Origin of the sequence: Pseudofrankia saprophytica, from assembly GCF_000235425.2 — a bacterium.
GTDB classification, from domain to species: Bacteria; Actinomycetota; Actinomycetes; order Frankiales; family Frankiaceae; genus Pseudofrankia; species Pseudofrankia saprophytica.
Genome location: NZ_KI912266.1, coordinates 5805802 through 5829511, shown reverse-complemented (window position 1 = coordinate 5829511; position 23710 = coordinate 5805802). Strand labels below are relative to the sequence as shown.

The 23710-nt window shown below is 68.7% G+C and carries 12 protein-coding genes and 3 pseudogenes; 10 read left to right on the top strand and 5 right to left on the bottom strand.

Annotated elements, in window-relative coordinates; genetic code table 11:
* Positions 1-158: 158 nt before the first annotated feature.
* Both FRCN3DRAFT_RS0224615 and FRCN3DRAFT_RS0224600 read right to left on the bottom strand, forming a co-directional pair.
* The gene (locus tag FRCN3DRAFT_RS0224615; protein WP_007510769.1) at positions 159-1499 is read right to left on the bottom strand and encodes an ABC transporter substrate-binding protein; all 1341 of its coding nucleotides are present in this window, start codon (positions 1497-1499) and stop codon (positions 159-161) included.
* A 1712-nt stretch (positions 1500-3211) separates the two neighbouring features.
* Positions 3212-4906 carry a GGDEF domain-containing protein gene (locus FRCN3DRAFT_RS0224600; protein WP_007510770.1) on the bottom strand — a complete coding sequence of 565 codons (1695 nt, stop codon included), beginning with the start codon at positions 4904-4906 and terminating at the stop codon, positions 3212-3214.
* A gap of 92 nt (positions 4907-4998) precedes the next feature.
* On the opposite strand from FRCN3DRAFT_RS0224600, the pseudogene FRCN3DRAFT_RS0224595 reads away from it, so the two are divergent.
* Positions 4999-5256: pseudogene (locus FRCN3DRAFT_RS0224595) on the top strand (ABC transporter ATP-binding protein); the annotation flags it as partial.
* An 862-nt stretch (positions 5257-6118) separates the two neighbouring features.
* Here FRCN3DRAFT_RS0224595 and FRCN3DRAFT_RS0224590 read toward each other — a convergent pair.
* Both FRCN3DRAFT_RS0224590 and FRCN3DRAFT_RS0224585 read right to left on the bottom strand, forming a co-directional pair.
* Positions 6119-7330: an ABC transporter substrate-binding protein gene (locus FRCN3DRAFT_RS0224590; protein ID WP_007510776.1), complete on the bottom strand. Its 1212-nt coding sequence runs from the start codon at positions 7328-7330 to the stop codon at positions 6119-6121.
* 90 nt (positions 7331-7420) lie between these two features.
* The gene (locus tag FRCN3DRAFT_RS0224585) at positions 7421-8416 is read right to left on the bottom strand and encodes a LacI family DNA-binding transcriptional regulator (RefSeq protein WP_007510778.1); all 996 of its coding nucleotides are present in this window, start codon (positions 8414-8416) and stop codon (positions 7421-7423) included.
* A 228-nt stretch (positions 8417-8644) separates the two neighbouring features.
* On the opposite strand from FRCN3DRAFT_RS0224585, the gene FRCN3DRAFT_RS0224580 reads away from it, so the two are divergent.
* From FRCN3DRAFT_RS0224580 to FRCN3DRAFT_RS0224550, 9 genes and pseudogenes are all read left to right on the top strand, one after another.
* Entirely contained in the window at positions 8645-11143 is a 2499-nt protein-coding gene (locus FRCN3DRAFT_RS0224580; protein ID WP_007510779.1) for a glycoside hydrolase family 2 TIM barrel-domain containing protein, read from the top strand.
* A 77-nt stretch (positions 11144-11220) separates the two neighbouring features.
* On the top strand, positions 11221-13542 hold the full coding sequence (locus FRCN3DRAFT_RS0224575) for an ATP-binding protein (RefSeq protein WP_007510780.1): 2322 nt from the start codon (positions 11221-11223) through the stop codon (positions 13540-13542).
* 6 nt (positions 13543-13548) lie between these two features.
* Positions 13549-16416 carry an ABC transporter permease subunit gene (locus tag FRCN3DRAFT_RS0224570; RefSeq protein ID WP_007510781.1) on the top strand — a complete coding sequence of 956 codons (2868 nt, stop codon included), beginning with the start codon at positions 13549-13551 and terminating at the stop codon, positions 16414-16416.
* A gap of 101 nt (positions 16417-16517) precedes the next feature.
* Positions 16518-17816: an ABC transporter substrate-binding protein gene (locus FRCN3DRAFT_RS0224565; RefSeq protein ID WP_007510782.1), complete on the top strand. Its 1299-nt coding sequence runs from the start codon at positions 16518-16520 to the stop codon at positions 17814-17816.
* A 134-nt stretch (positions 17817-17950) separates the two neighbouring features.
* Positions 17951-18310, top strand: a pseudogene (locus FRCN3DRAFT_RS58265) (alpha-L-rhamnosidase N-terminal domain-containing protein); the annotation flags it as partial.
* 53 nt (positions 18311-18363) lie between these two features.
* A pseudogene (locus FRCN3DRAFT_RS58260) lies at positions 18364-18519 on the top strand (hypothetical protein); the annotation flags it as partial.
* Position 18520: 1 nt separating this feature from the next.
* Entirely contained in the window at positions 18521-19468 is a 948-nt protein-coding gene (locus FRCN3DRAFT_RS58255) for an alpha-L-rhamnosidase-related protein (protein ID WP_232794310.1), read from the top strand.
* A 94-nt stretch (positions 19469-19562) separates the two neighbouring features.
* Entirely contained in the window at positions 19563-21779 is a 2217-nt protein-coding gene (locus FRCN3DRAFT_RS0224555; protein WP_007510784.1) for a glycoside hydrolase family 3 C-terminal domain-containing protein, read from the top strand.
* Positions 21780-21892: 113 nt separating this feature from the next.
* The gene (locus tag FRCN3DRAFT_RS0224550) at positions 21893-23116 is read left to right on the top strand and encodes a phytanoyl-CoA dioxygenase family protein (RefSeq protein WP_007510785.1); all 1224 of its coding nucleotides are present in this window, start codon (positions 21893-21895) and stop codon (positions 23114-23116) included.
* A gap of 336 nt (positions 23117-23452) precedes the next feature.
* Here FRCN3DRAFT_RS0224550 and FRCN3DRAFT_RS56450 read toward each other — a convergent pair whose 3' ends face one another.
* Positions 23453-23707 carry an alpha-L-rhamnosidase N-terminal domain-containing protein gene (locus FRCN3DRAFT_RS56450; protein WP_425343353.1) on the bottom strand — a complete coding sequence of 85 codons (255 nt, stop codon included), beginning with the start codon at positions 23705-23707 and terminating at the stop codon, positions 23453-23455.
* Positions 23708-23710: the final 3 nt, after the last annotated feature.

The following is a 23710-nucleotide window of genomic DNA, read 5'->3' as shown; positions in this document are numbered from 1 at the left end:
CTGGTCAGGACCTCGCCGGGGACGGACGGGCGGTGCAACCTCGATCCACCCCAGGCGAGGCCGGTGTCAACCACCTCCCTCCGGCGACCTCGCTCGATTTGGCGCAGAACCTCCCGGATACGCGCTTAGCTCCGAGCCAGGTCCATCCCTGCGGCCCGTCAGCCCGCGATCGGCGTGTTGCCGAGGACCTTGTACGCGGCCGGCTGGCCCTTGCTGTCCAGGGTCGTTGTCAGGCCGCCGAGGACGCAGACGGCCGGCTCCGCCGGGATGGCCTTGCCGCTGCAGCGGTATTTGATCCCGCCGGCGCCAGGCAGGTCCGCCTCCTTCATCGCCCTGATCGTCGAGGCGATGGTGGCTGGGGTGATGTCACCCGAGATGTTCTCCACGGCCTTCTGAAAACCGGCGGTGATCATGAACATGATCATGCCGTCCTGAGAGCTGAGGTCGATGTCCTTGCCGTATGTATTGGCGACCTGCGTGTAGAGACGCATCGACGGGCCGTCCGCGCCGATCGGCGCGCTGGCAGCGACGACCATGCCCTTGAGCGTGCCGCCAGGAACCGACTTGCGAGTGGCGTCGGTGATGCACTGGGAGATGGCGCTGATGGTGCCGGTGAAGCCGACGGCCCTGAGGCCGTTCATGGCGCTGATGCAGAACGAGTCGTTGCCGAGGATGAAGACCTGGTCGGAGCCGTTGCCGGCGATCTGCTGCATTTGGGGTGTCATGTCGGCGGTGCCCGGCGCGATCCGGAGGAGCTCGTAGCCGATGCCGGCCTTCTGGAACAGGGGTGGCGCGACCTCTTGGACGGCGTGGAGTGCGGCGGGGACGTCGATGACGATCGCGGTGACCTTCTTGTTGCCCTTGTCCTTGGCGACCTGGATCGGCAGGTCGATGACGCCGAAGGTCGGGTTGCCCAGCGAGAAGGTCGTCGGGCTGGCGAGCAGCTCGGGATGATCCGAGCCGTAGAGCATGACGGGGACGTGCGCGTCGTTCAATGGCTTCCAGGCGCTCTCGATGACAGCCGACGTGCCGATGAGGGCGGCGACGACGCCGTCCTCGACCAGCTGATTGCCGCAGTCAGTGGCCTTGGACGGGTCACCCAGGGTCTCGCAGATCGTCAACTCGATGGGGTGGCCGCCGAGGCCGGACTTGTGCTCGTTGAGCCATTTGGTAGTGGCTTCGGCCACCCTGTTGTCGTTTCGATGGTCAGCGATCGGACTGGCTCCGTCGGTGATCACGCCGATCTTGATCGGGGCGCCGGTGGCCTTGGCGATCGGGCCGAGTAGGTCCCCGGGACTCGCGGGGCCGTTGGCCGCGGGGGTGGAGCCGCTTTGGTCGTCGGAGCCGCCACAGGCCGAGACGAAGGCAAGACTCGCGGCCAAGAGGGCGATGCCAGCGAGTTGTAACCCGGTCGGGCGGGTGTGCGGCTGCAGGGCTCTAGCGGACCGTAGCGACGGTGTAGATGACCGCTGGGCGGCCTGTTTCGGGATGTGTGACACGTTTCCTGCCTTGTCGTCCGATGTTGGAGATTACGAAGGATTGCCGAACCGTTCGCGAAGAGTGGTCAGCGGTTTGGCTGAGAAAAAACAATTTCAAGATTCGGTGCGGGCTTTAAGGTTGCCCGTCACGATGCGGCCCAAGGTACTGCCGGCTCCAGCGACGACAACGACTCGGGCGCATCGGACATGCCGCGCACGTCATTCGGAAGCGATCACCCAGCCAAGCGACGACGTCTGCACGAGCCGAGAGGACCGCCTAAAAGCGTGCCGCGGCAGCGCCGGGGTGCCGTGGTTGTCGGTGAAGACGTATCGAACTGCGGGGGTACCCTGGTCTCAGGCCAAGAGGGCCGCCGGCTCGGGGCCGAGACTATTCGAGCTGCCAGGTCCCGTGTACTACGAGATCCTGGATCGACATCAGCGTGAGGACGGCACGCTCGACGCGGTCCGCTCGCTTTCCGACTTCGTCTTGAACGAGGAAGGCCAGATCTGCAACCTTGGAGTGTTCCGCCAGCAAGCCTCTGACGGACGGTGTCCCTGCCGGGCACGTCGATCCAGCATGGGTCAGCCTTGAAGACGTTCCGAGAGGAGTACCTCAAGCCAGGTTCCGATCCGCTCGACCTGGTCCATGGCCACGAACTCCACGAGCGGGCCGGCCCGACGGAGTGAAACTGACATCCTTGGCCGCCGCCACCACCAGGCTCCGTGCCCCAACGTCATAGGAATTACTTTTCCGCCGGACCTCTTCCGCTCGTTCCGCCAGCGTCGATCGTTGTCATAGCCTTCTCCTCTGACGCGTTTCCCGTACCACGCTGGCGCTCATTTTCTCTCTGCACGCCGACACCGATCCCCGCGACGATCGGCAGGTGGGCGCGCAAAGACAACCAGGCTCACCGCATAGACGTATAGCAGGCCTTTTCTCGCATGCACAGCAGGGCGTTGCGCATCTGTATAGCAGAATTTTGCTCGCTTGTACAGCAGGACGTGACGGGCGTGGCGGGAGGGTGTCGCGTGGCACCGGGACGGGCGGACCGAGGGCGGAGCCTGGGCTCCAGCCGGTGGGGGCGGTCATCACGAGCATGACGGCATTGGCGACCTGCTCGGCACCGAGTTCCTGGCCGCCATCGGTCAAGGTCTCCTACGACCGCAGACGCGTCGGAGGGCAAACGGCGCGACCAGGCCGTTCTTGTCCTCGCGCGCCGCCGGTCAACGTCCTGTGGGCGACGCTCCGCGACGGGCGCGCCTACAAGGAACGACCATCCGTCGGCTCTCTCGCGGCTTGACAAACGGATTGAGAAGCACGGATCGACGACAAGCGATCTTGTCTGCCGGCGGCAGCCTGCGTGGGTGTACGTCGATCCGTGGCGGCCGACCTGCACCCGCAGGACCGCGACCCGGTGGCGGTAGGCACCTCAGCGGTCGGTGCACGGTGAGTACTGGCGGACGTCGTCGGTCGGCGGTATCAGGTCCACATGGGCACCGCCGACCAACCTGGCGGCCGGTCACGCCGAGGGTGCTCCAGCACCGGCGACGCGAGGCCGTCGAATTCGACGGTCCTCGCTGCGACACGAACTGTCGTGGCCACCCGGTGCCGCGTCGGCCCATGACGCGACGGGCGCGGCAGCGGATCACTGCGACCGGCCGAAGACTGGCGGTCGCAGGGGCTCGTCGCGCATCGTCGAGGCAGCGAGACCAGACCCGCCGTGCCTGGCTGATCAGCTTTGTGGTGTGCTGGTCCGCGCGCCTGGCGAACCGGGTGCTCCGTCCCGACCGAAGCGAGTGGGCAGGTCGGGGTGGTAGACCACGAGCCGGACTGGTTGTCGTTTGGCGGCGTACATCGCCAGGTCGGCTTGGTGGAGCAGGATGTCGGGGGTGGTTGGCCGGCTGACGGCGTCGAGGGTGACCAATCCGAGGCTGGCACGCGGGGCGTAGTCTCGACCGGCCAACTGACAGGGTGCCTGTATCGCGGTCGTGAGCCGCTCGGCGATGCGGTGCGGGTCGTCGGAGCCGGCGCCGTCGAGGATGACGGCGAACTCATCGCCGCCGAGGCGGGCGACGGTGTCAGCGGCGCGAGTTTCGGCGCGTAGCCGCCGTGCGGTGATCTTGAGGAGTTCGTCGCCCGCGGCGTGCCCGAACGCGTCGTTCACTTGTTTGAAGTGATCAAGATCGACGAACAGGACGGACATTGCGACCGTCTGGTCAGCGGGCGTGTTGCACCTAGAGGCGGGGTTGGCGGCAGACGTGACTGCGTGCTGCAGCCGTCGGGTGAACAGCGCCCGGTTCGCCAGGCCTGTCAGCGGGTCGTGGAACGCCTGGTGATGCAGCTCGTGCTCGCGTTCGCGGATCTCGGCGAGCAGTCGGGTGTTCTCAGCCAAAGTGATCATCTGCCGGATCAGGACCAGCACCAGCAGGCTCACCGTGCCATACATCTCGAACCGATCGACGCGAGCGCCGGTCACCAGCGAGCAGAGGACCAACAGACCCGTCAGGCCGAACACGGCGTATGGCAGGACGGCGTGCGCCCACATCGTCCGCGGACGAGGCGGTGCCAGGTCGTCCGCCTGCGCCTGGAGGGGGACCGGCGCCAACGCGGCGAGGAATATCAGAAGCAGGGCCGCGGCGAACAGGACCAGGCTCCATGGCGGGAGCTCGTAGGCGCCGTAGGCGACACGGTAAACGAGGATGTTCTGCGTGAGCCCCAGGGTCAGCAGGCCCGCGGCGAGCAGGGCGAGCGTCATGGCGGAACGCGGCCGGCGGAAGCTCGCGATCAGCAGGACCGCCGCTGCCAGGATCATCATCGCAACGTCGTGCACCAAGGCAAGGAGGAACAGCGCCAGGTCGTGTGCACCCGATCGCACGACCGGGCCCAGCACCGTGACCCACTCCAGCAGGACGACGGAACCGACGATCAGGACACAGTCCAGCATGGTGATCGCGTGCCAGCGTCCCGGGCTGTGCCGCCGCCTCGCGCTCTCGTCGGCGAGCGGGTCGGTCGGCAGGCACAGGAGCCCCGTCAAAGCCAGTGCATAGAAGACAAGAAGTACCAGGGTCGACGATGTCTCACCAGCCAGCGGTCGACCCGTCAGCAGTATCGTCGCAGCCAGAAGGCCTCCGGCCGTCATACCGCCCGCCATCACACCAATCAGCACCCGCCATCGCCGGTCGCCGGAGCCGGCGTGACGAGCGGTCCACAGGCAGGCCGTTGCGGCGGCGATCTCGGCGGCGACGCAGGTGAAGACGGTGGCGATCTGGCCGGCACGGTAGTCCAATAGCACCGCGAATGCGACATCCAGCCCGATGAGCAGCGCGCAGGCGACCATGGCAGCAGGGAATAAGGGCGGTGCGTGGCCGGCACCGAACGGGCGCCGGATGCCTGACCCCACCGCTCCGACGCCACGGAATCCAGCCATCGCTTCCCCCAACGAGTTCATCGTAACCAGCGGAACCCGGTCGCGACAGTCCGGCTGCTGCGCTCTGTCTCGATCGCCGGTACCACGCTCCGATCGCGGGGGCCTTCCTCTCCCAACCCGCGATCCTCGTGCTCGACGAGGCGACCAGTTCCGTCGACACCCGTACCGAGGCCCTCATAGAGCAGGCGACCGCTGCACTGCTCGAAGGGCGCACCGCGTTCGTCATAGCGCGCCGGCTTTCCAAGATCCGAGACGCCGACGCCATCGTCGTCATGGAGGACGGCGCCGTCGTCGAGCAGGGCACCCACGACCAGCTCATCGACGAGGGTGGCGCCTACGCACGCCTGTAGGCCGCCCAATTCACTGACACCCTTCCGTCGGCGACAGCAACGGGACCAGTTGACGTACCTCAAATGACTTCCGGGCCGCATCTGACTTGTGCGCGCTAGTGATGGGTGATAGCTTCTCTTTGGCGTTGGCGCGCGCAATTCATAGGGTTCGCGCTTGGAGATGGTGTGCGCCCGCCCATCGACTTCTGCCTGTGGCGATCAGGCTGAACTGCTGCCTCCTGGCGGCAGGGATTCTGCCGCCGGTCAGGGCACTCGGTTGATTCGTGTATCCGCCAGGACGGCCGCCTGCACCGCCTGAAAGCCGAAGTGCGCTTGGCCGTGTTGCGGACGACTGGCATGTAGTTCGGCTTCCCGATGCATGAGCTGCCGTCCGCGCCTGGCGTGGAGGAATAGGCCCCGACCACGCCAGGCGTGGCGGCTCGAGCAGGAGCATCGTCTACGGCCGGCTCACCGCCGTCCGGTATCGCTGCCAGGCTGATCCACGGCGAGGGAGGGCTCGTTGACCGTCGAGTCGTCTGCGGATGTGTGCGGTCACAGCACCACGACCACTAGACGGCAGCCGCGACCCTTGCTCCGGCGGATGTCGACCGTGATGCCACGCTCATCGGTAAGGTCGTCATGGCGGCCTATCGCCGAGACGGTTTCGGACCCGCCGAATCGGTCGAGGCGACCGTCAAGCCCGTCTGGGCCTTCTGCCTTATCGGGGTCGGTGCCCGCAGTGGAACGACCTCCGCTGACCCCTGGTGCTGAAGGCCGGTCTGATGGTGCCAGCGCTCGATTCGGCGGTGGCAGGCGGCGAGGATCTCGAAGGGCTGCCGCGTCCCGATTTCTCGGGACGCGGCAGCGCCCATCCGGGCGACGCTCAGCCGGTGCTGCCGTCGGCGCAGACGCGGTCACGGACGGCCTGGAACGAGGCACCGTCGGGCGAGACCTGGACGAAGGCATGGCAGGACAGTGGTTTGCCCGTGTAGTCGCTGAGGTCGACGGGTGCGACGAGGCTGTCCGCGTCGTAGGCGGTAACGCTTCGCAGGGCGCTGATGAAGCCCTCACGGGTGGGGCAGGGGCCAGCGAGGTCGAGTCCGCGTAGGAGCAGATCGGTGTTGATGTAGGTGAACATCGCGAACTGCTGGTCGGTGCCGCCGGACTCCGGGGCGTAGCGGGCCATGGCGCTCTGGTAACGCTGCATTGCTGGGCCGCCTGCTTCGAACGGGCGGAAGAAGATCGGTATCGACACACCGGCGAGTGCCGGACCGTCGGATGCCAGAATGCTGCGGTCGTAGCCGGTGAGCACGACACTGACGGCCAGTTGCGCGCCCGCGGCTCGCGTCGCCTGTACGACCTGCCCGAAGTCGTGTGGCGCGACGATCCCCAGCAGGGCGTCGGCGCCGAATGTCATGATCTTTCTGGCTACCTGGTCGGGACTGCCGATGCCGGTGTAAGGAAACGTCTCGAAGGTGCTGACGCCCGCCGCCCGTAGGCCCTCCAAATACGCGGTCGTGGCGTCGGAGCTTGCCGCCGAGTCGCTCCCGGTGATGACCGCGACCCTGGTGCCATGAGCAGCCCGGATGTACTGGCCGACAACGGCCGGTGATGCGGCGTAGATGAAAGAGAACATGTTCTTGCGCCCGGCCCAGGCAGGTTCGATGGAGATGCCGGTGACGGGCACTCCCAGGCTCGTGAGGTGGTTGAGGGAATCACCGAGGGTGGCACTGGCGGTCACGAGCCCGAAGACCTGCTGGCGTTGGACAAGGTCGTCGACCGCGACCGTGGCGACGGACGGGGTCCCTCCATCGTCTCGCCACTGGTAAGCGATCCGTCGGCCGTGGACGCCGCCCTGCTCATTGGCGAGGCCGATTCTGGCGTCAATACCGGCACGGGCCGTGGAGAGCGGGGAACTCGACCCTCCCGACGCGGGATAGACGAATCCCAGTGTCACCTGGTTCGGTGTGACTCCGGGCGAGTCGCAGGGCGTGTTCGCGCCGCCTCCACTGCTCGGCGTGGCGCAGTCGGTGGCCGCGGCAGCCATGACCGCGATCGCTGCCCCTAAGACTAATCGTCGCCTACATAAATGCATGTCGGTCCTCGCGTATTTCGGTCGCGAATGAAGATCAGTTGATTTAGTGAATCCCCGTGGATCCGCAGGCGTGGCCTTGCGGGTTCCGTTTTAGGTGGTTTTGCGGTGTATGAGGGTGGCGCGGTGGGAGGGGGTTGGGTTCTGTCGGGGTCGGCCTTCTAGTTTGTGGAGGGCGAAGTCGGTGAAGTCGCGCCCGAGGGTGGGGGTGTCGAACCGTATGGTCGTCAGTGGGGGGACTAGTAGGGCGGCCAGTGGGCTGTCGTCGTGTCCGATGACGGCGATGTCCTCGGGTATCCGTAGCCCCGCGGTGACGGCGGCGCCCACGACGGCCGCGGCGACGAGGTCGTTGAAGGCGATGACGGCCGTGATGCCCGTGTCGCGCCACCGGCGGATCGCGTTGTCGGCGGACCCGTCCCGGTGGTCGATCTGGACGAGGTCGGGTGCGGGCAGGTTGTGCGAGCGGGCGCGTTCGCCTGCGGCGCGGTGGCGCGCCAGGACCAGCGAGTATGGGGGTGGTTCCTTGAACGTGGCGTATACCAGCCGGCTGTGGCCTCGGTCGATCAGGTGGTCGACCTGGAGTTCCGGTCCGGCGCTGACCGCAGTCGAGATGTTGGCCGGGTCGTCGCTGTCGGGGTCTGGGAACAGTCTGGTGATCCCGCAGCTGCGCATCGAGGCGACGTCCTCGGGGTCGAACGGGACCAGGCCGATCACGAGGTCGGGGTTGAGTGACTCCCACAGCGGTCGGCTGCGGGTGCCGGGATGGCGGGTGTAGGTGACGAGTGAGTAGCCGGACTCGTCCAGGGCGAGGGATGCCTCGTCCAGGAAGTGTCTGAACCTGAACTCCTGAGGCCAGTCGGGCAGGACGAGCAGGATGATCCTGCTTCGGCCGCTGACCAGGGCGCGCGCGGCGCTGTTCGGCCGGTAGCCGAGCCGGGTCGCGGCGTCGAGCACGCGTAGGCGGGTGGTCTGCGGGATCGTCTGTCCTGGGGTGGCGTTCAGGACGTATCCCACGGTGGCTCGCGAGACCCCGGCCTCGCGAGCGACGTCCACGGCTGTGACACGGCGTCCGATGCTTGCCTCTGGCATGGCCGCCTGTCTCCTGTCTCTCGTCCCGCTGGCGTGGCCGCTGTCCGACTTGCACGTGCAAGTCCATCGATGTTAGCTTGCGTCCCGCGCCACTTGCTCGTGCAAGTGGCCTGGGGCACCCGGGCCGTGGCGGATCCAGGAGCACGCCATCGGCGGCTTCCGAGACGGCTTCGCCGGCGCGGGCGGGGTGTCACCGCCGAATTCCACGTGCAATCAGAGGGGCGTCGGTTGATTCGCACATCGTTCAACGACGGCTGGTTCTTCCGGCCGAAGGCCGAGGCGTTCCTGACGATCCTGGGGCAGGCCGACACCGGCTGGGAGCCGGTCCGACTGCCGCACGACGCGATGGTGCACGGCGAACGCGACAGCACCGACACGACGGCGGCGCAGCGCGGCTACTTCCCGGCCGGGGCCTACGAGTACAAGAAGACGTTCTTCGTGCCCGACGAGTACCGGCACCGCCGGGTCACCTTCGAGTTCGAAGGGGTCTACCGAAACGCCCGGGTGTACCTGAACGGTGACCTGGCGGGGCGGTGCGCTAATGGGTACTCGAACTTCCAGATGCGTGCCGATCATCTGCTGCGGTACGGCCAGGACAACGAGATCCTGGTCGACGCGCGTAGCCAGGACGACACGCGCTGGTACTCCGGTGGTGGCATCTACCGCAACGTGAAGATCCTTCTCGGTGGCCTGGTGTATGTGGCCCCGGACGGCGTGCGCGTCACGACTCCGGTCGTAGACGACGAGTTCGCCGTCGTCACGGTGTCGACCGAGGTGCGCAACGAGGCCGCGGTCACCCGAACCGTCGATGTCGTCACGGAGATCGTGGACGTGGACGGCGCGGTCGTCGGCAAGGACGTCGCTCCGGCGACTCTCTTCCCCGGCACCACCGAGACCGTGCGCCAGCGGCTGACCGTCGCGGAGCCAGGCCTGTGGAGCGTCGATGATCCTTTCCTCTACACCTGCCGGACCAGCGTGCGCGCCGGCGACGAGCTGCTCGACGAGGACCTGACGCGGTTCGGCATCCGCACCCTCGGCGTCGACCCACACCGTGGCTTCCGGCTCAACGGGCGAACGGTGAAGCTGCGCGGCGCGTGCATCCACCATGACAACGGCGTCATCGGCGCGGCCACGATCGACCGGGCGGAGGAACGCCGGGTCGAGATCCTGAAACAGGCCGGCTTCAACGCGATCCGCAGCGGGCACAACCCGATCAGCAAGGCGCTGCTCGACGCCTGCGACCGGCTGGGCATGCTCGTGGTGGACGAGCTCTTCGACACGTGGACAAGGTCGAAGTCCGGCGAGGACTACGCCCTCGACTTCACCACGTGGTGGGAGTCGGACGTGCGTGCGATGGTGGACAAGGACTTCAACCATCCCAGCGTCGTCCTCTACTCGATCGGCAACGAGATTCCCGAGACGGGCAGCGCCGCCGGTGCGGCGCTGGGGCGGCGGATCGCCGAGAAGGTGCGCGCGCTGGATGGCACGCGGCTGGTCACGAACGCCGTCAACGGGCTGCTGGCCGGCGGTCCGGAGTTGTTCGCCGCGTTCGCCGGTGGATCCGAGCCGCAAAGCGCTGAGAATGTCGACGTCAACACGTTCATGACCCAGTTCCGGGAGTTCATGCCGGTCCTGATGACCTCCGACGTCATCACGTCGAAGACGGCGGAAGCCATGTCCTACCTCGACGTGGCCGGCTACAACTACCTGGAATCGCGGTACGCGATGGATCGCGCGCTGTTCCCGAACCGGGTCATTCTCGGGACCGAGACGTTTCCCTCCGACATCGACACGAACTGGCGGCTCGTCCAGGACAACAGCCACGTCATCGGCGACTTCACCTGGACCGGCTGGGACTATCTCGGCGAGCCGGGGCTCGGCCGGATCGAGTACCAGGGCGAGGGAACCACGACCGCCAGCGTGACCGATCACCAGGCGGCCTATCCCTGGCTCGCGGCGTGGTGCGGGGACCTCGACATCACCGGGCATCGCCGTCCCGCCTCCTACTACCGTGAGATCGTCTTCGGCCTGCGCTCCGAGCCGTACCTGGCCGTGCACCGGCCGGCACGGCACGGCCAGCCGGTCAGGGTGGCGACCTGGTGGTCGTGGACCGACTCGATCTCCAGCTGGACCTGGGACGGCCACGAGGGCCGACCGATCCACGTCGACGTCTACTCGGCCGCGGACGAGGTCGAGCTCCTGGTCAACGGCCGCTCGCTGGGAATCGCCTCCGCGGGGGAGAAGAACCGGTTCAGAGCCGAGTTCGAGACCGTCTACGAGCCGGGCGAGATCCTCGCCGTCGCCTACACCGACGGCGAGGAAATCGGACGCACGGTTCTGCGCTCGGCGTCCGGCGAGGTCCGTCTCCGGGTCGAGGCCGACCGTGCGGAGATCGGCGCCGATGACGGCGACCTCGCCTTCATCTCGATCACCCTCGTCGACCAGGCCGGCAACTTCTACAACACCGCCGACCGCCCGGTGTCCGTCGAGCTGACCGGACCCGGGGAGCTCCAGGGATTCGGCAGCGCCGACCCGAAGCCGACGGAGAACTTCTTCGACACCACCCGGACCACCTTCGACGGGCGGGCCCTCGCGGTCATTCGCCCGACGGCCCCGGGAACGGTGTCCGTCACCCTCACCGCGCGGGAATGCACGCCCTCGACTGTCCGCATCGAGGCCCGACCACGCGACGCCGCGGACCCGTTCCCGGCGAGACAGCGGCCGTGACGGAACGTTTCTCCCACCGTCGCGAACAGCGACCATGAGCGTCCGTCGAACCGGCCGCCAGCTCAGGAAAGTAGGCCATGGGTGTACAGGAAGTCGGGATTAACGGCGGTCCGCCGCGATCGGACCGAGCCGTGAGCGCGCGAGCCGGCTCGGCGCGGGTGGCCGCCGTGCCGGCCAGTCAGGCACCAGCCGCCGCCCAGGAGACGAGCCCGACACGGTCGGTCGCGGGGCTGGCGGCCGGCCTGATCGACGCCGAGGCGGAACGCCGGGAACGCCAGGCTGAGGCGCGCCGCGAGGTGATCTTCGCCGACGACCTGCTGCCGGGGGTCGGCGGTGAGTCGTTGTCGCTGCGTCAGGGGCTGGCCGTGGGCGGCGCCTTCACGTTCCTGACGCTGGTGGTGCTGTCCGCGTTGGACGAACTGGAGTCGGCGGCCCTGGCGGTGCTGGCGCCGGACATCCGGGACGCGTTCGGCCTGAGTGACGGCGCGATCGTGTTCATCTCCGCCGCGGCCGGTGCCTTCCTAGTGCTGGGTGCGCTGCCGATGGGATGGCTGGCGGACCGGTGCCGGCGTAGCCGGGTGATCGGCTGGGCGGGTGTCGCGTTCTCGCTGATGGTGCTCGCGTCGGGGCTGGCCGCGAACGCGTTCCTGTTCTTCCTGGCCCGCTTCGGTGTCGGGGTGGCGAAGTCGAGCAACAACTCGGTTCACGGCTCGCTGCTCGCGGACGTGTATCCGATCGGGGTGCGGGGGCGGATCTCGGCGACGACCTACGGTGCGGCCCGTGCCGCGGGAGCCCTCAGCCCTCTGCTGGTCGCGGCCATTGCGACCTGGGCGGGCGGGGACGATGGCTGGCGCTGGCCGTTCCTGGTCCTCGGCCTACCCGCGATGGCCGTGGCGGTTGTCGCCTTTCGGTTACCGGAGCCGCCACGGGGCCAGCACGAGATGAGGTCGGTGCTGGGGGAGGTGATCGAGGACGCCGAGCCGATGCCGATCTCGGTGGAGGCGGCGTTCGCCCGGCTGATGCGCATCCGCACGGTGAAGACCGCGATCATTGCCTTCTCGGCGCTGGGCTTCAGCCTGTTCACGACGAGCATCCTCGCGAACCTGTGGGCCGAGGACCACTACGGGATGTCGACCTTCCAGCGGGGCCTGATGGGTTCGCTCGGCGGCGCCGCGCTCCTCCTGGCGCTGCCGGTCGTCGGGCCGCGGTACGACCGGCTCTACCACCGGGATCCCGCGCGGGCGGTGGCGCTGCTCGGGCTGTGCGTGCTGCCGGGCGCGGTACTGCTGCCGGTGCAGTGGTTCATGCCGAACTGGATCGGCTTCATGCTGGCCAGCATTCCGGGCGCGGTGTTCGCCTCGGTCGCGTTCTCGATGGTCGGCCCGGTGATGCAGTCCGTGGTGCCCTACCGGCTGCGCGGCCTGGGCATCGCGATGTCCGCCGTCTACATGTTCTTCGTCGGCGCGACCGGCGGCGCGCTGCTGTCCGGCCTGCTCAGCGACGCCTACGACCCGCGGGTGGCGGTCCTGGTGATCGGGGTTCCGACAACCCTCGTCGGTGGCCTGATGCTGATCCGCGGCGCGTCCTTCGTGAAGAACGACCTGTCGCTGGTTGTCGCGGATCTCCAGGAGGAGCTGGCCGAACGCGACCGGCAGCGGACCGACCCGGAGAACATCCCGGTGCTGCAGGTCAACAACATCGACTTCTCCTACGGCAACGTGCAGGTGCTGTTCGACGTCGCCTTCGACGTCCGGCGCGGCGAGACGCTGGCCCTGCTCGGCACCAACGGCGCCGGGAAGTCGACGATCCTGAAGGTCGTCTGCGGGCTTGGCACCCCGTCTCGAGGCGTCGTCCGGCTGAACGGCCGGACGATCACCTACGTCGCCCCGGAACAGCGCGGGCGCTACGGCGTGCGGCTGATGCCGGGCGGCAAGGGCGTCTTCGGCGCGATGACCGTCCAGGAGAACCTCGAGATGAGCGCCTTCCAGCTGCGCCGGGACGGCGCCGGCCGCGATCGTCGTTTCGCCTACGTGCTCGACCTCTTCCCCGACCTGGCCGGCCGCCTGTCGCAGCGTGCCGGGTCGCTGTCGGGTGGGCAGCAGCAGATGCTCGCGCTCGCGATGGTGCTGCTGCACGACCCCGAGGTGCTGCTGATCGACGAGCTCTCACTCGGCCTGTCGCCCATCGTGGTGCAGGACCTGCTCGCCATCCTCGAACGGCTCAAGGCCGACGGGCTGACGATCATCCTCGTCGAACAGTCGCTGAACATCGCGCTGGCGATCGCCGACCGGGCCGTGTTCCTGGAGAAGGGCCAGGTCCGGTTCACCGGCCCAGCCCGCGAGCTGGCCGAACGCGACGACCTGGCCCGTGCCGTGTTCCTCGGCCGGGAAGGCGGCTGACCCGTCATGCAGCTGCCCACCACCCAACTGCTCTTCGACGGCGCCGTCACCGGACTGGTCATCGGCCTGCTCGCGACCAGCATCGTGCTCGTCCACCGCGCCAGCCGCGTCATCAACTTTGCCGTCGCCAACATGGGCCTCGTCGGCTCCGTCCTTTTCGCGCTGCTCGCTGTGCGCTGGAACGTGCCGTACTGGATCGCCCTGGCCATCGCCCTGGCGGTCGGGACGGTGTTCGGCGCGCTCGTCGACCTGGCCGTGGTCCGCCGGCTGTTCTCCGCGCCGCGGGTGATCCTGCTGGTCGCCACCATCGGTGTCGCCCAACTCGCGCTCACCGTCGTCACCTCATATCCGGACCTGGACGACCACTCGACGGAGCGCTACCCGGTGCCCTGGGGCGGCACCTGGTCGCCGGTGGACAGTCTGAAGATCACCGGTGCGCAGCTGAGCGTCCTGGTCATGGTTCCGCTCGTCGCGAGCCTGCTGGGCTTGTTCCTGGGGCGCACCGTGCTCGGTAGGACGGTGCTGGCCTCGGCGGACAACCCGGAACTGGCGCGGCTGCAGGGGATCAGCCCGAAGACGGTCTCCACCGCGGTGTGGGCGGCGGCCGGGCTGGTCGGCACCCTCTGCCTGATCCTGATCTCCGCGCAGAACCAGTCCCTGACCCAGATCACCACCCTCGGCCCGACCACGCTGGTGCGGGCGCTGGCCGCGGCGGTCATCGCCCGGATGACGTCGTTCCGGATCGCCCTGGTCGCCGGCGTCGTGCTCGGCCTGCTCCAGTCGTTCATCCAGTTCAACTGGCTCGACCAGCCGGGCCTGACCGACCTCGTCATCCTCGTGCTGGTCCTGGCGGCGGTGTTCCTGGTCAGCCGCGGGCGTGACACCGATGCGTCGTCCTTTGCCTTCGCCCCGAAGACCAGGCCGGTTCCCGACCGGCTGCGCGGCGTGTGGTGGGTCCGCCACCTCGAACGGGCCCCGCTGCTCCTGCTCGGGCTGATCGCCGTGGTGCTGCCGTTGCTGGTCACCCAGCCGTCGCGGCACCTGCTCTACACCGTGATCCTCTGCTGGGCGATCTGCGCGGCCTCGGTCACGATCCTCACCGGCTGGGCCGGCCAGCTCTCCCTCGGCCAGATGGCCTTCGCCGGCCTCGGCGCTCTCACCGCCGCCGCCCTGAACCGCGGCCTGCGGATCTCCTTCGGGGACATGACCGTCACGCTGGACGCCCTGCCGTTCCCCGCGGCCGTCCTGGTCGCCTGCCTGCTCACGGCCGCGCTCGCCGCGCTGGTCGGTGCCGGCGCGCTGCGGGTACGCGGGCTGCTGCTCGCGGTCAGCACCTTCGCGTTCGGGATCGCTGCCGAGCAGTACCTCTACCGCCTCGGCCTGTTCCACGACGAGGGTTCGAGCGTCGCGTCGTTCCCGCGGAGCACGGTTTTCGGTATCGACATCACCAGCCAGCGCGCGTATTACTACCTGGTCCTGATCGTTCTGGCGGTCGTGATGGCCGTGGTCGCCCGGCTACGCCGGTCGGGCGTCGGCCGCACGACGGTCGGCGTCCGCGACAACCCGGCGACGGCTGCCGCCTACACCGTGCCCGCCACCCGGGTGAAGCTGCGCGCGTTCGCGCTCGCCGGCGGCATCGCCGGCCTCGGCGGCAGCCTGCTCGCGGGCGCCGTCCAGAACGTCCCGTACGCCGACAAGTTCTTCCTCACCGGCGACTCGCTCACCCTGGTGTCCATCGTGGTCATCGGCGGCCTTGGATCGGTATACGGACCGGTGCTCGGCGCCCTGTGGGTCGTCGGCCTGCCCGCGATCTTCCCCGACAACGACGTCGTGCCCCTGCTGACCTCCAGCCTTGGCCTGCTCGTCCTGCTGCTGTACTTCCCCGGCGGGCTGGTCCAGATCGGCTACGCCGCCCGCGACGCCGTCCTGAGGCTCGCCGAACGCCGGATCGGCGCCCCGCCCCCGACCAAGATCGCCAGTGGCGCCCCGGCGGCGCTGGTCCGCGCCGCCGCCCGCGAGCCGTGGCCCGCGGACCGGCCCGTGCTGACGACCAGCCAGGCTCGGGTGGCGTTCGGCGGCCTGACCGCCGTCGACGGGGTGTCTCTCCAGGTCGGGCCCGGCGAGATCGTCGGACTGATCGGCACTAACGGGGCCGGCAAGTCCACCCTGATGAACGCGATCGGCGGATTCGTCCCGGCGACGGGCACCGTCGAGCTGCTCGGCCGGGACATCACCGCAGCGAACCCGGCCGCCCGCGCCCGCGCCGGGCTCGGCCGCACCTTCCAAGCCGCCACCCTCTTCCCCGAACTCACCGTCCGCCAGACCCTGCAGGTCGCCCTGGAGGCGCGCGGCCGCACTGGGCTGCTGGCCACGGCCCTGCACCTGCCGCACACCTTCCGCAACGAACGCGCGAAGAAGTCCGAGGCCGACGACCTGATCGGCTTCCTCGGCCTGGGCCGCTACGCCGAAGCGCTCATCGCCGACCTGTCCACTGGCACCCGCCGGATCGTCGAGCTCGCCGGGCTGCTCGCGTTGGACGCCCGGGTGCTGTGCCTGGACGAGCCCACCGCGGGGATAGCGCAACGCGAGACCGAGGCGTTCGGACCGCTCATCCAGGAGATCCGCCGCGAACTCGACGCCGCGATGCTCGTCATCGAGCACGACATGCCATTGATCATGAGCATCAGCGACCGGGTCTACTGCCTCGAGACCGGCCGTGTCATCGCCGAGGGCGTGCCCGACGTGGTCCGCGCCGACCCAAAGGTCATTGCCAGCTACCTCGGCACCGACGAACGCGCCATCACCCGTAGCGGACGGGCGCCCGGCACACCGGATGACGACCACGCGCCCGCCGCGGCGAACGCGTCGACCTGAGCGACGGCTCGCCGCTCGCCGGCCCGCGACGCCGCCACGCGGCGACCGCCGCCGGTCCGCTTCTTTCCCCACCACCCGCCGTATGAAATCGGAGCCCTTGGATGAGGCCGCACCACCATCGCCGACGCCGTCTGGGATTACTACTCGCTGCGGTCACCGCGCTCGCCGTGGCCGGCTGCAGTGTCGAGTCGGGCGGCGACGCCGCCACACCGTCCTCTTCGCCGAGTTTGCTGCCGGCGCCGCTCGCCCCGGCGATCTCGCCCGGCGTCACCGCCGACACCATCAAGCTCGGACTCGTCTATCCCGACCTGTCCAAGGTCAAGCAGTTCGTCCACATCGACCATGGTGACTACAAGGCCGCCTTCCAGGCCCTGGTTGACAAGATCAACAAGGGTGGCGGTATCAACGGCCGCAAGATTGTGCCCGTGTACGGCGCGGTCGACGTCCTCTCGCCGACCGGCGCCCAGGACACCTGCGTCCACCTGATCGAGGACGAAAAGGTCTTCGCGGTCGTCGGCAACCTCAACACCAACGAGCCGATGTGCTACGTCCAGACCCACAAGACCGCCCTCGTCGGCGGCTCGCTCACGACGGAGAGCTACGCCAAGGCTCAGGCGCCCTGGTTCTCGGACCTGCGAGGCGGCGACGAGGTGGGCGACGGCCTGAAGCTGTTCCGTGGCGACCTGGTTGGCAGGAAGGTCGCGGTCGTGACCTACGTCGGTGACAAGGCCGTGCTGGACGACACCGTGCTGCCAGGGCTGCGGAGCATGGGTGTCACCCCGGTCCAGAGCGGGGTGCTGGACGCGCCGCTGACCGACCCGGCCGCGGTCGCCCAGCAGACCGGCGTCTTCGTCCAGAAGTTCCAGTCCGCCGGCGTGGACACGGTGCTCGTGGTCGGCGGTATCTCGACCCAGTTCCCGGCGCAGCTCGAGAAGACCGACTACCGGCCCAGGCTGCTGTTCACCGACGTCAGCCAGGCTCGCGCGTACTCGTTCGACGCCGGTGCCCACGACTTCAGCACGCTGCGGGGCGCAGTGGCTCTCGGCCTCGGCACCGACTTCGCCGAACCGGCCAACCAGGAATGCGTCCACACCGTCGAGGCCGCCGTACCCGGCCTCAAGATCGTGGACCCGGATACCGTACCGCCCGGTGAGCCGGCACCAGGGGTGTCGGTGTCGGTCGCGTGCCGCTATCTCGCCCTGTTCACCGCCATCGCCGACAAGGCCGGCCGGGATCTCACCTACCAGAGCTTCCAACGGGCGGGCTTCGCTCTCGGCTCCTTCCAGATCCCCTTCTACACGGACAGGGCCACCTACAGCCAGAACACGCCGCACGGCGCCATTCCGGACCGCCGGTTCGAGTACGACCCGGCGAAGAAGAACTTCGCCCTCGTCCGGTAGCGGTCGGCGCCGGCTCGTCATGGGTCCGGCCGGGGAGGCGTCCGCGGCCTTCACCGGCCGGCTCCGCGGCCGGATATCCGGGTGACGGCCGCCGACGAACGGGCCGACAGGATTACCGAGGAGTGAGAGAAACGATGTCACTTTCCTGGCGGGCCTCCTTCATAATCCCTTCCTTCCGCGCCGTCGCGGAGATCCCGGTGCCGGCGCCGTATCTGCGCCGCGAGTTCACCGTCGGCGAGGGGCTGGTGAGAGCCAGCCTGCACGTCACCGCGCTCGGGCTCGTCGAGGCCCACGTCGACGGCGGTCGGGCGGGTAACGAGGTGCTCACGCCGGGGTGGACGTCCTACGACCACCGCCTGGCCGTCAGCAGCCATGACATCACCAGCATGCTGCGGACGGGACGGAACGCGCTCGGTGCCGTACTCGGTGAGGGCTGGGCGGTCGGCCGGCTGACCTGGGAGCCGAACCGGGACATCCTTGCCCGCCAGTACTTGTCCATGACCGCGTTCATCGACAGTGTGGCAGGCCGCCTCGACGAGAACGGCCTGTGGAACTCAGGGTTTCAGCTCGGGGACTGGCTCGACCGGATGCGCCCGCCCACAACCCCGCCGGCGGGAAGACGGACGCCTACCTGGTCGCCACCGCCTACCTGTGCCGGACGACCCGGGAGCTGGCCAGCACCGCCGAGGTGCTGGGCCACGACGGTGACGCGGCCAGGTACACAGCGCTGCACCAGCGGGTCCGCCAGGCGTTCCGCGACCAGGTGGGTCACCCCCGCCGGACTGGTCGCGAACGACACCGTCACCGCCTACGCACTGGCCATCTGCTTCGACATCCTCGCCCCGGGCCAGGAGCCGCGCGCCGGCGCCCGGCTGGCCGCTCTCGTAGCGAAGGCCGACCACACCATCACCACCGGCTTCGCCGGTACGCCCTTCGTCACGCATGCCCTGACCCGCACCGGTCATCTGGACACCGCCTACAGGCTGCTGCTCCAGACCGCCTGCCCCTCCTTCCTCTATCCCGTCACGCAGGGCGCGACCACGATCTGGGAACGGTGGGACGCCATCCGTCCCGACGACACGCTCAACGACACCGACATGACGTCCCTCAACCACTACGCCCTCGGCGCCATCGCCGGCTGGCTGCACCGCGTGGTCGGCGGCCTCGAACCCATCCAACCCGGTTACAGCCGGATGCGCATCGCGCCAGGGCCCGGCGGCGGACTCACCCATGCCACCGTCACCCACGACACCCCCTACGGCCGGGTCCGGATGGGCTGGCGACACGGACCGGACGGCCGGATGACCGTTGAGGTGACCGTCCCGGCCGGCACCACCGCCCAGGTCGTCCTGCCACGACACCCGGAGGACCTCACCGTGGACATCGAGGCGGGCGACCACCGCTGGGAGTACGACACCCCATCGCCCGCCCGGCCCGCCTACGGCCTCGACACGCCGCTGAAGGTGCTCTTCTACGACGCTGCCGTCTGGGCCGCCCTGGGGACCGTCTTCCAGAAACACCTGCCGCAGTTCGCCAACACCGACAGCGGAACCGAACCGTCGCTGCCCTCGCTCCAGGCACTCCTGGAGTACTTCCCCGCCCAGGCTCCGGCGCTCGAACGGGATCTCGCCGCGGTGCTCGAGGCTCCCTAGAGCCGCTCCAGGTCCACCTCTTCATCCGTCACCTCGGACACGCCCGACGTGTTCAACCGTCGTGTCGCCACCACCTCCGCGAAAGGTCCAACTGATGCCGTCGACCGATCCCGCCGACCTGCCCCTGGAAAAGAAGGCGTCCCTGCTGTCGGGCCGTGACTTCTGGACAACCAAGCCCCTTGATGAGGCCGGAATCTCCTCGATCGTTCTCACCGACGGTCCGCACGGTATCCGCCTCCAGCGAGGCGACGCCGATCATCTCGGCATCAACGACAGTCTGCCCGCTACCTGTCTGCCGCCCGCCGTCGCGGTGGGCTCGAGCTGGGATGTCGAGGTGGCCGAACGGTTGGGCGTGGCGGTCGGCCGCGAGGCCCGCGCGCTCGGCGTCACGGTGGTCCTCGGCCCGGGAGTCAACATCAAGCGTTCGCCGTTGTGCGGGCGGAACTTCGAGTACTACTCGGAGGACCCCCTGCTGGCTGGCGTGCTGGGCGCCGCGCACGTGCGGGGCCTGCAGTCCCAGGGCGTGGGCGCGTCGGTGAAGCACTTCGCGGCCAACAACCAGGAGACCGACCGGATGCGGGTCAGCGCCGACGTCGACGAGCGGACCCTGCGGGAGATTTATCTCGCCGCCTTCGAGCGGATCGTCACCGAGGCGCGGCCGGCGACGGTGATGTCGTCCTACAACCGCGTCAACGGCACGCCCGCCTCCCAGAACCGCTGGCTGCTCACGGACGTCCTTCGCACCGAATGGGGATTTCAGGGTGTCGTCGTCTCCGACTGGGGCGGCGTCTATGACCGCGTCGCCGCCCTGGCCGCCGGGCTGGACCTGCAGATGCCGGGCACGAACGGCGGCAACGACCTGCAGATCGTGCGGGCCGTCCGCGGCGGGACCCTTGACGAGTCCCTGGTTGATGCGAGCGCACGCCGTATAGCCACCCTGGCCACCCTGGCCGCCGAGGCGGAGGGCGACCTGCCAGTCGCCGAGCATCATGCCCTGGCCAGAGAGCTGGCCGCTGACTGCGCCGTGCTCCTCAAGAACGACGGGAACGTCCTGCCCCTGGACCGCCGGTCGCGCATCGCGGTCATCGGTGACCTTGCCACCGGTCCCCGGTTCCAGGGCGGCGGCAGCTCCCGCATCATCCCCACCCAGACCGACATCCCCCTCGACTGCATCCGCGCCCTCGGCACGGCCGTGACGTACGCGCAGGGATACGCGGCCGACGGCGCGGACGATCAGTCGGAACTGCGTGCGCAGGCCGTAGAGATCGCCAGGAATGCCGACGTGACGGTCGTGTTCGTCGGGCCGGACGAGGAGACCGAAGGCGTCGACCGTGCCCACATCGACCTGCCCGCCAACCAGGTGGACCTCATCCGCGCGGTCGCCGCGGCTGCCCCGCGTACCGTCGTCGTGCTCTCCAACGGCGGTGTCGTGTCCCTCGAAGGCTGGCACGACGAGGTCGACGCGATCCTCGAGGGCTGGCTGCTTGGCCAGGCGGCGGGCGGCGCGATCGCCGACATCCTCTTCGGCGTCACCAACCCCTCCGGACACCTCGCCGAGACCATTCCTCTGCGCCTGCAGGACACCCCCAGCTACCTGACCTTCCCAGGCGAGGCCGGCCACGTCCGCTACGGCGAAGGTGTCATGGTCGGCTACCGCCACTACCAGACCGTCGACCGCGCGGTCCGCTACCCCTTCGGCCACGGGCTGGGTTACACCACCTTCGCCACCGACGGCCTCGGGACCACCGTGACCGGAGCCGACACCGCCACGGTCCATGTCACCGTGACCAATACCGGTGACCGGGCGGGCAAACACGTCGTACAGCTGTACGTCGCCACCACCGCGGGACCCGCCCGCCGTCCCACCCGCGAGCTCCGCGCCTTCACGAAGATCGCCTTGCGGCCCGGCGAGACCTACTCGGTCGCTCTGGACCTCGACCGGCGCGCCTTCGCCTACTACGACGTCGAACTGGGCCGGTGGGCCGTCGCCCCCGGCGACTACACGATCCAGATCGGCGAGAACGCCGCGCACATCGTCGCCGAGCAGACCATAACCCTCACCGGCGACGCCGACCACAGGCCGCTCACTCTCGACTCCCCGATCGGTGAATGGCTCGACCACCCCGTCGTCGGCGAGATGTTCCGGCAGTCACTCGACGAGGGAATGACCGGAGAGGCGCAGGAGTCACTCGCCCGGAACCCCGAGGTGCTCGAAATGATCTCCAGTATGCCCATCCGCCAGCTTTTGAATCTCGGCGGCCGTGCGCTCCAGAACGAAACCCTGGCCCACATGATGGAGCTGAGCCGGTGATCTCCGTTCGTCGACCTGCGACCACCGGCGCGACGGGGAATGCAGAGAGGGTGCCCGTGAGCCGTTGAAGATTTCGCCGTCGACCAAGAATAGTTTCCCCCGGAGGGGTAGTTGTGCCTGTAACCCTGGACCGTCGTACCCGCTGGGACGCCGACCTGCGCCACGTCGACATAGAGGATTTCCTCGCGAACGAGTTTCCGGACCTTGCCGCGCGTCACGGCCATCTCGTGGCGCAGGGAATCGACTTCCTCGGCGCTCCGCCCCTCGCGATCGAGATGGGTGGTGCTGCGTGGACCTTCTCCAGCGACGGGAGGACACTGACGGCCGCCAGCGGTGTGGCCGAAGGCGCCCTCATTGTAACGTTCAGCACCGGCGACTTTTCCGACTGGGTGCAGAACCAGCGTTCGTTCAACGCCATGCTCGTCGCGCGCGAGCTTCGGTACCGCGGCGGCACCGAGCGGGACGTCTCCATCTGGGACTCGCTCTGGCTGACCCTCCTGGAAGGGTGGCCGGTCACGCCCGACGACGTCGACTTCCGTGACCGCGACGGCGAACGGCTCGAACTCGGCCGGATCTTCACTCCCGACGACGACCCGACGGACGTCGCCCATTTCCTGCGGGAGGCCGGGTTTCTGCACCTGCGCGGCTGGGTCGACCCGGCGGACATGCGGGAGGTGTCGGCTGATGTCGATCGTGCGCTGCCCGACTACTACGAAGGCGACGGTCGGTCGTGGTGGGCGACCGTGGCGGACGGCTCCCGCCGCTGTGTCCGGCTTCAGGAGTTCGTAGATCGGTCTCCGACCATCGCGGCCATCCTCCGTGGTGACCGCTGGGACCATCTGCGTCGCGCCCTGGCCGGCGACGACGTCCTCGTGTCAGCCCCGGTGACGGGGCGCGTTCTGGAGGCGCTCGTCAAGCCGCGCGAGGTGAGGGCCGGCCCGTCGGATGTCAGCTTCCACCGAGACTGTCACCTCGGTCGGCACGCCTATGGGTGTTCAAAACCGATCGTCGGCATCGCTGTCACCGCGAGCGGCGAGGAGAACGGGCAGCTGCGGGTCGTCGCCGGTTCGCACCGTGCCCTGATGCCGGTCGAGATCGCCAAGATTCGGCCCTACCTGCCGGTGGTCGCCGTCCCCACCGAGGCGGGCGACGTGACCGTGCATCTGAGCTGCACGCTCCACGAGTCGACCCCGCCACTCGTGTCGGAGCGCCGCGTGCTGTACACGAGCTTCTCGCTCCCCGCGCGTGAGCCGGCCACCGACGCCGGCCGCGCGATCGCCGAGCTCCGCGAGCGGGTGTTCAAAATTCTCGATCCGGCCGCCACCGACGGCCGCTGAATCGCGCGGCGGCATGGTCGAAGCGAAGCCGCACCTGCCGACGCCGCCAGCTACGGCGCCGACCTCATGCTTTCCGCCGACGAGATCCGTGACGTGGCCGGGCCAACCCGGAACTGCTTCACGACGTGCGCGTGCCGTGCTGGCGCCCTTCGACTCTGAGACGGCAACGCGCTCGGCGAGCGTAACGAAACCGTGCACCTTGGAGGCGTCATCGTCGGCGGACGTGCCTTCCGGGGCGACCCGTACGCCGACTTCATGTCCCTCGTCCCGTTCGGCGACATCGAAATCGACACCAACTTCATGGACGACCATCGCGGGGCCGGTGGGTTGATGAGTTCACCCCGCGACTACGCCGCCGGCTACCCGCCTGATCGGCGGTGCGTTCGCGCGACGAGGGTGTCGAGGTCCGCGGTCGACGACCTCGACCGCAGACCCGCCGCCGTCGTAGCCCGCTGTGCTCCAATCCGTGAGATCCGGCCGGGCGTCGTGGGTCTCGCCGTCGCAGACGCCGTCCACGAGGATCGCGCCGGTCGCGGCACGCCAGCCCGTGTCACTCCTGGCGGTCGCCGTAGTGACACGGAATTCCTCCAGCTC

Coding starts and splice junctions, on each gene's coding strand:
- FRCN3DRAFT_RS0224600 (WP_007510770.1), bottom strand. CDS start 4,906: ATGGCTGGATTCCGTGGCGTCGGAGCGGTGGGGTCAGGCATCCGGCGC.
- FRCN3DRAFT_RS0224590 (WP_007510776.1), bottom strand. CDS start 7,330: ATGCATTTATGTAGGCGACGATTAGTCTTAGGGGCAGCGATCGCGGTC.
- FRCN3DRAFT_RS0224585 (WP_007510778.1), bottom strand. CDS start 8,416: ATGCCAGAGGCAAGCATCGGACGCCGTGTCACAGCCGTGGACGTCGCT.
- FRCN3DRAFT_RS0224575 (WP_007510780.1), top strand. CDS start 11,221: ATGGGTGTACAGGAAGTCGGGATTAACGGCGGTCCGCCGCGATCGGAC.
- FRCN3DRAFT_RS0224570 (WP_007510781.1), top strand. CDS start 13,549: ATGCAGCTGCCCACCACCCAACTGCTCTTCGACGGCGCCGTCACCGGA.
- FRCN3DRAFT_RS0224565 (WP_007510782.1), top strand. CDS start 16,518: ATGAGGCCGCACCACCATCGCCGACGCCGTCTGGGATTACTACTCGCT.
- FRCN3DRAFT_RS0224555 (WP_007510784.1), top strand. CDS start 19,563: ATGCCGTCGACCGATCCCGCCGACCTGCCCCTGGAAAAGAAGGCGTCC.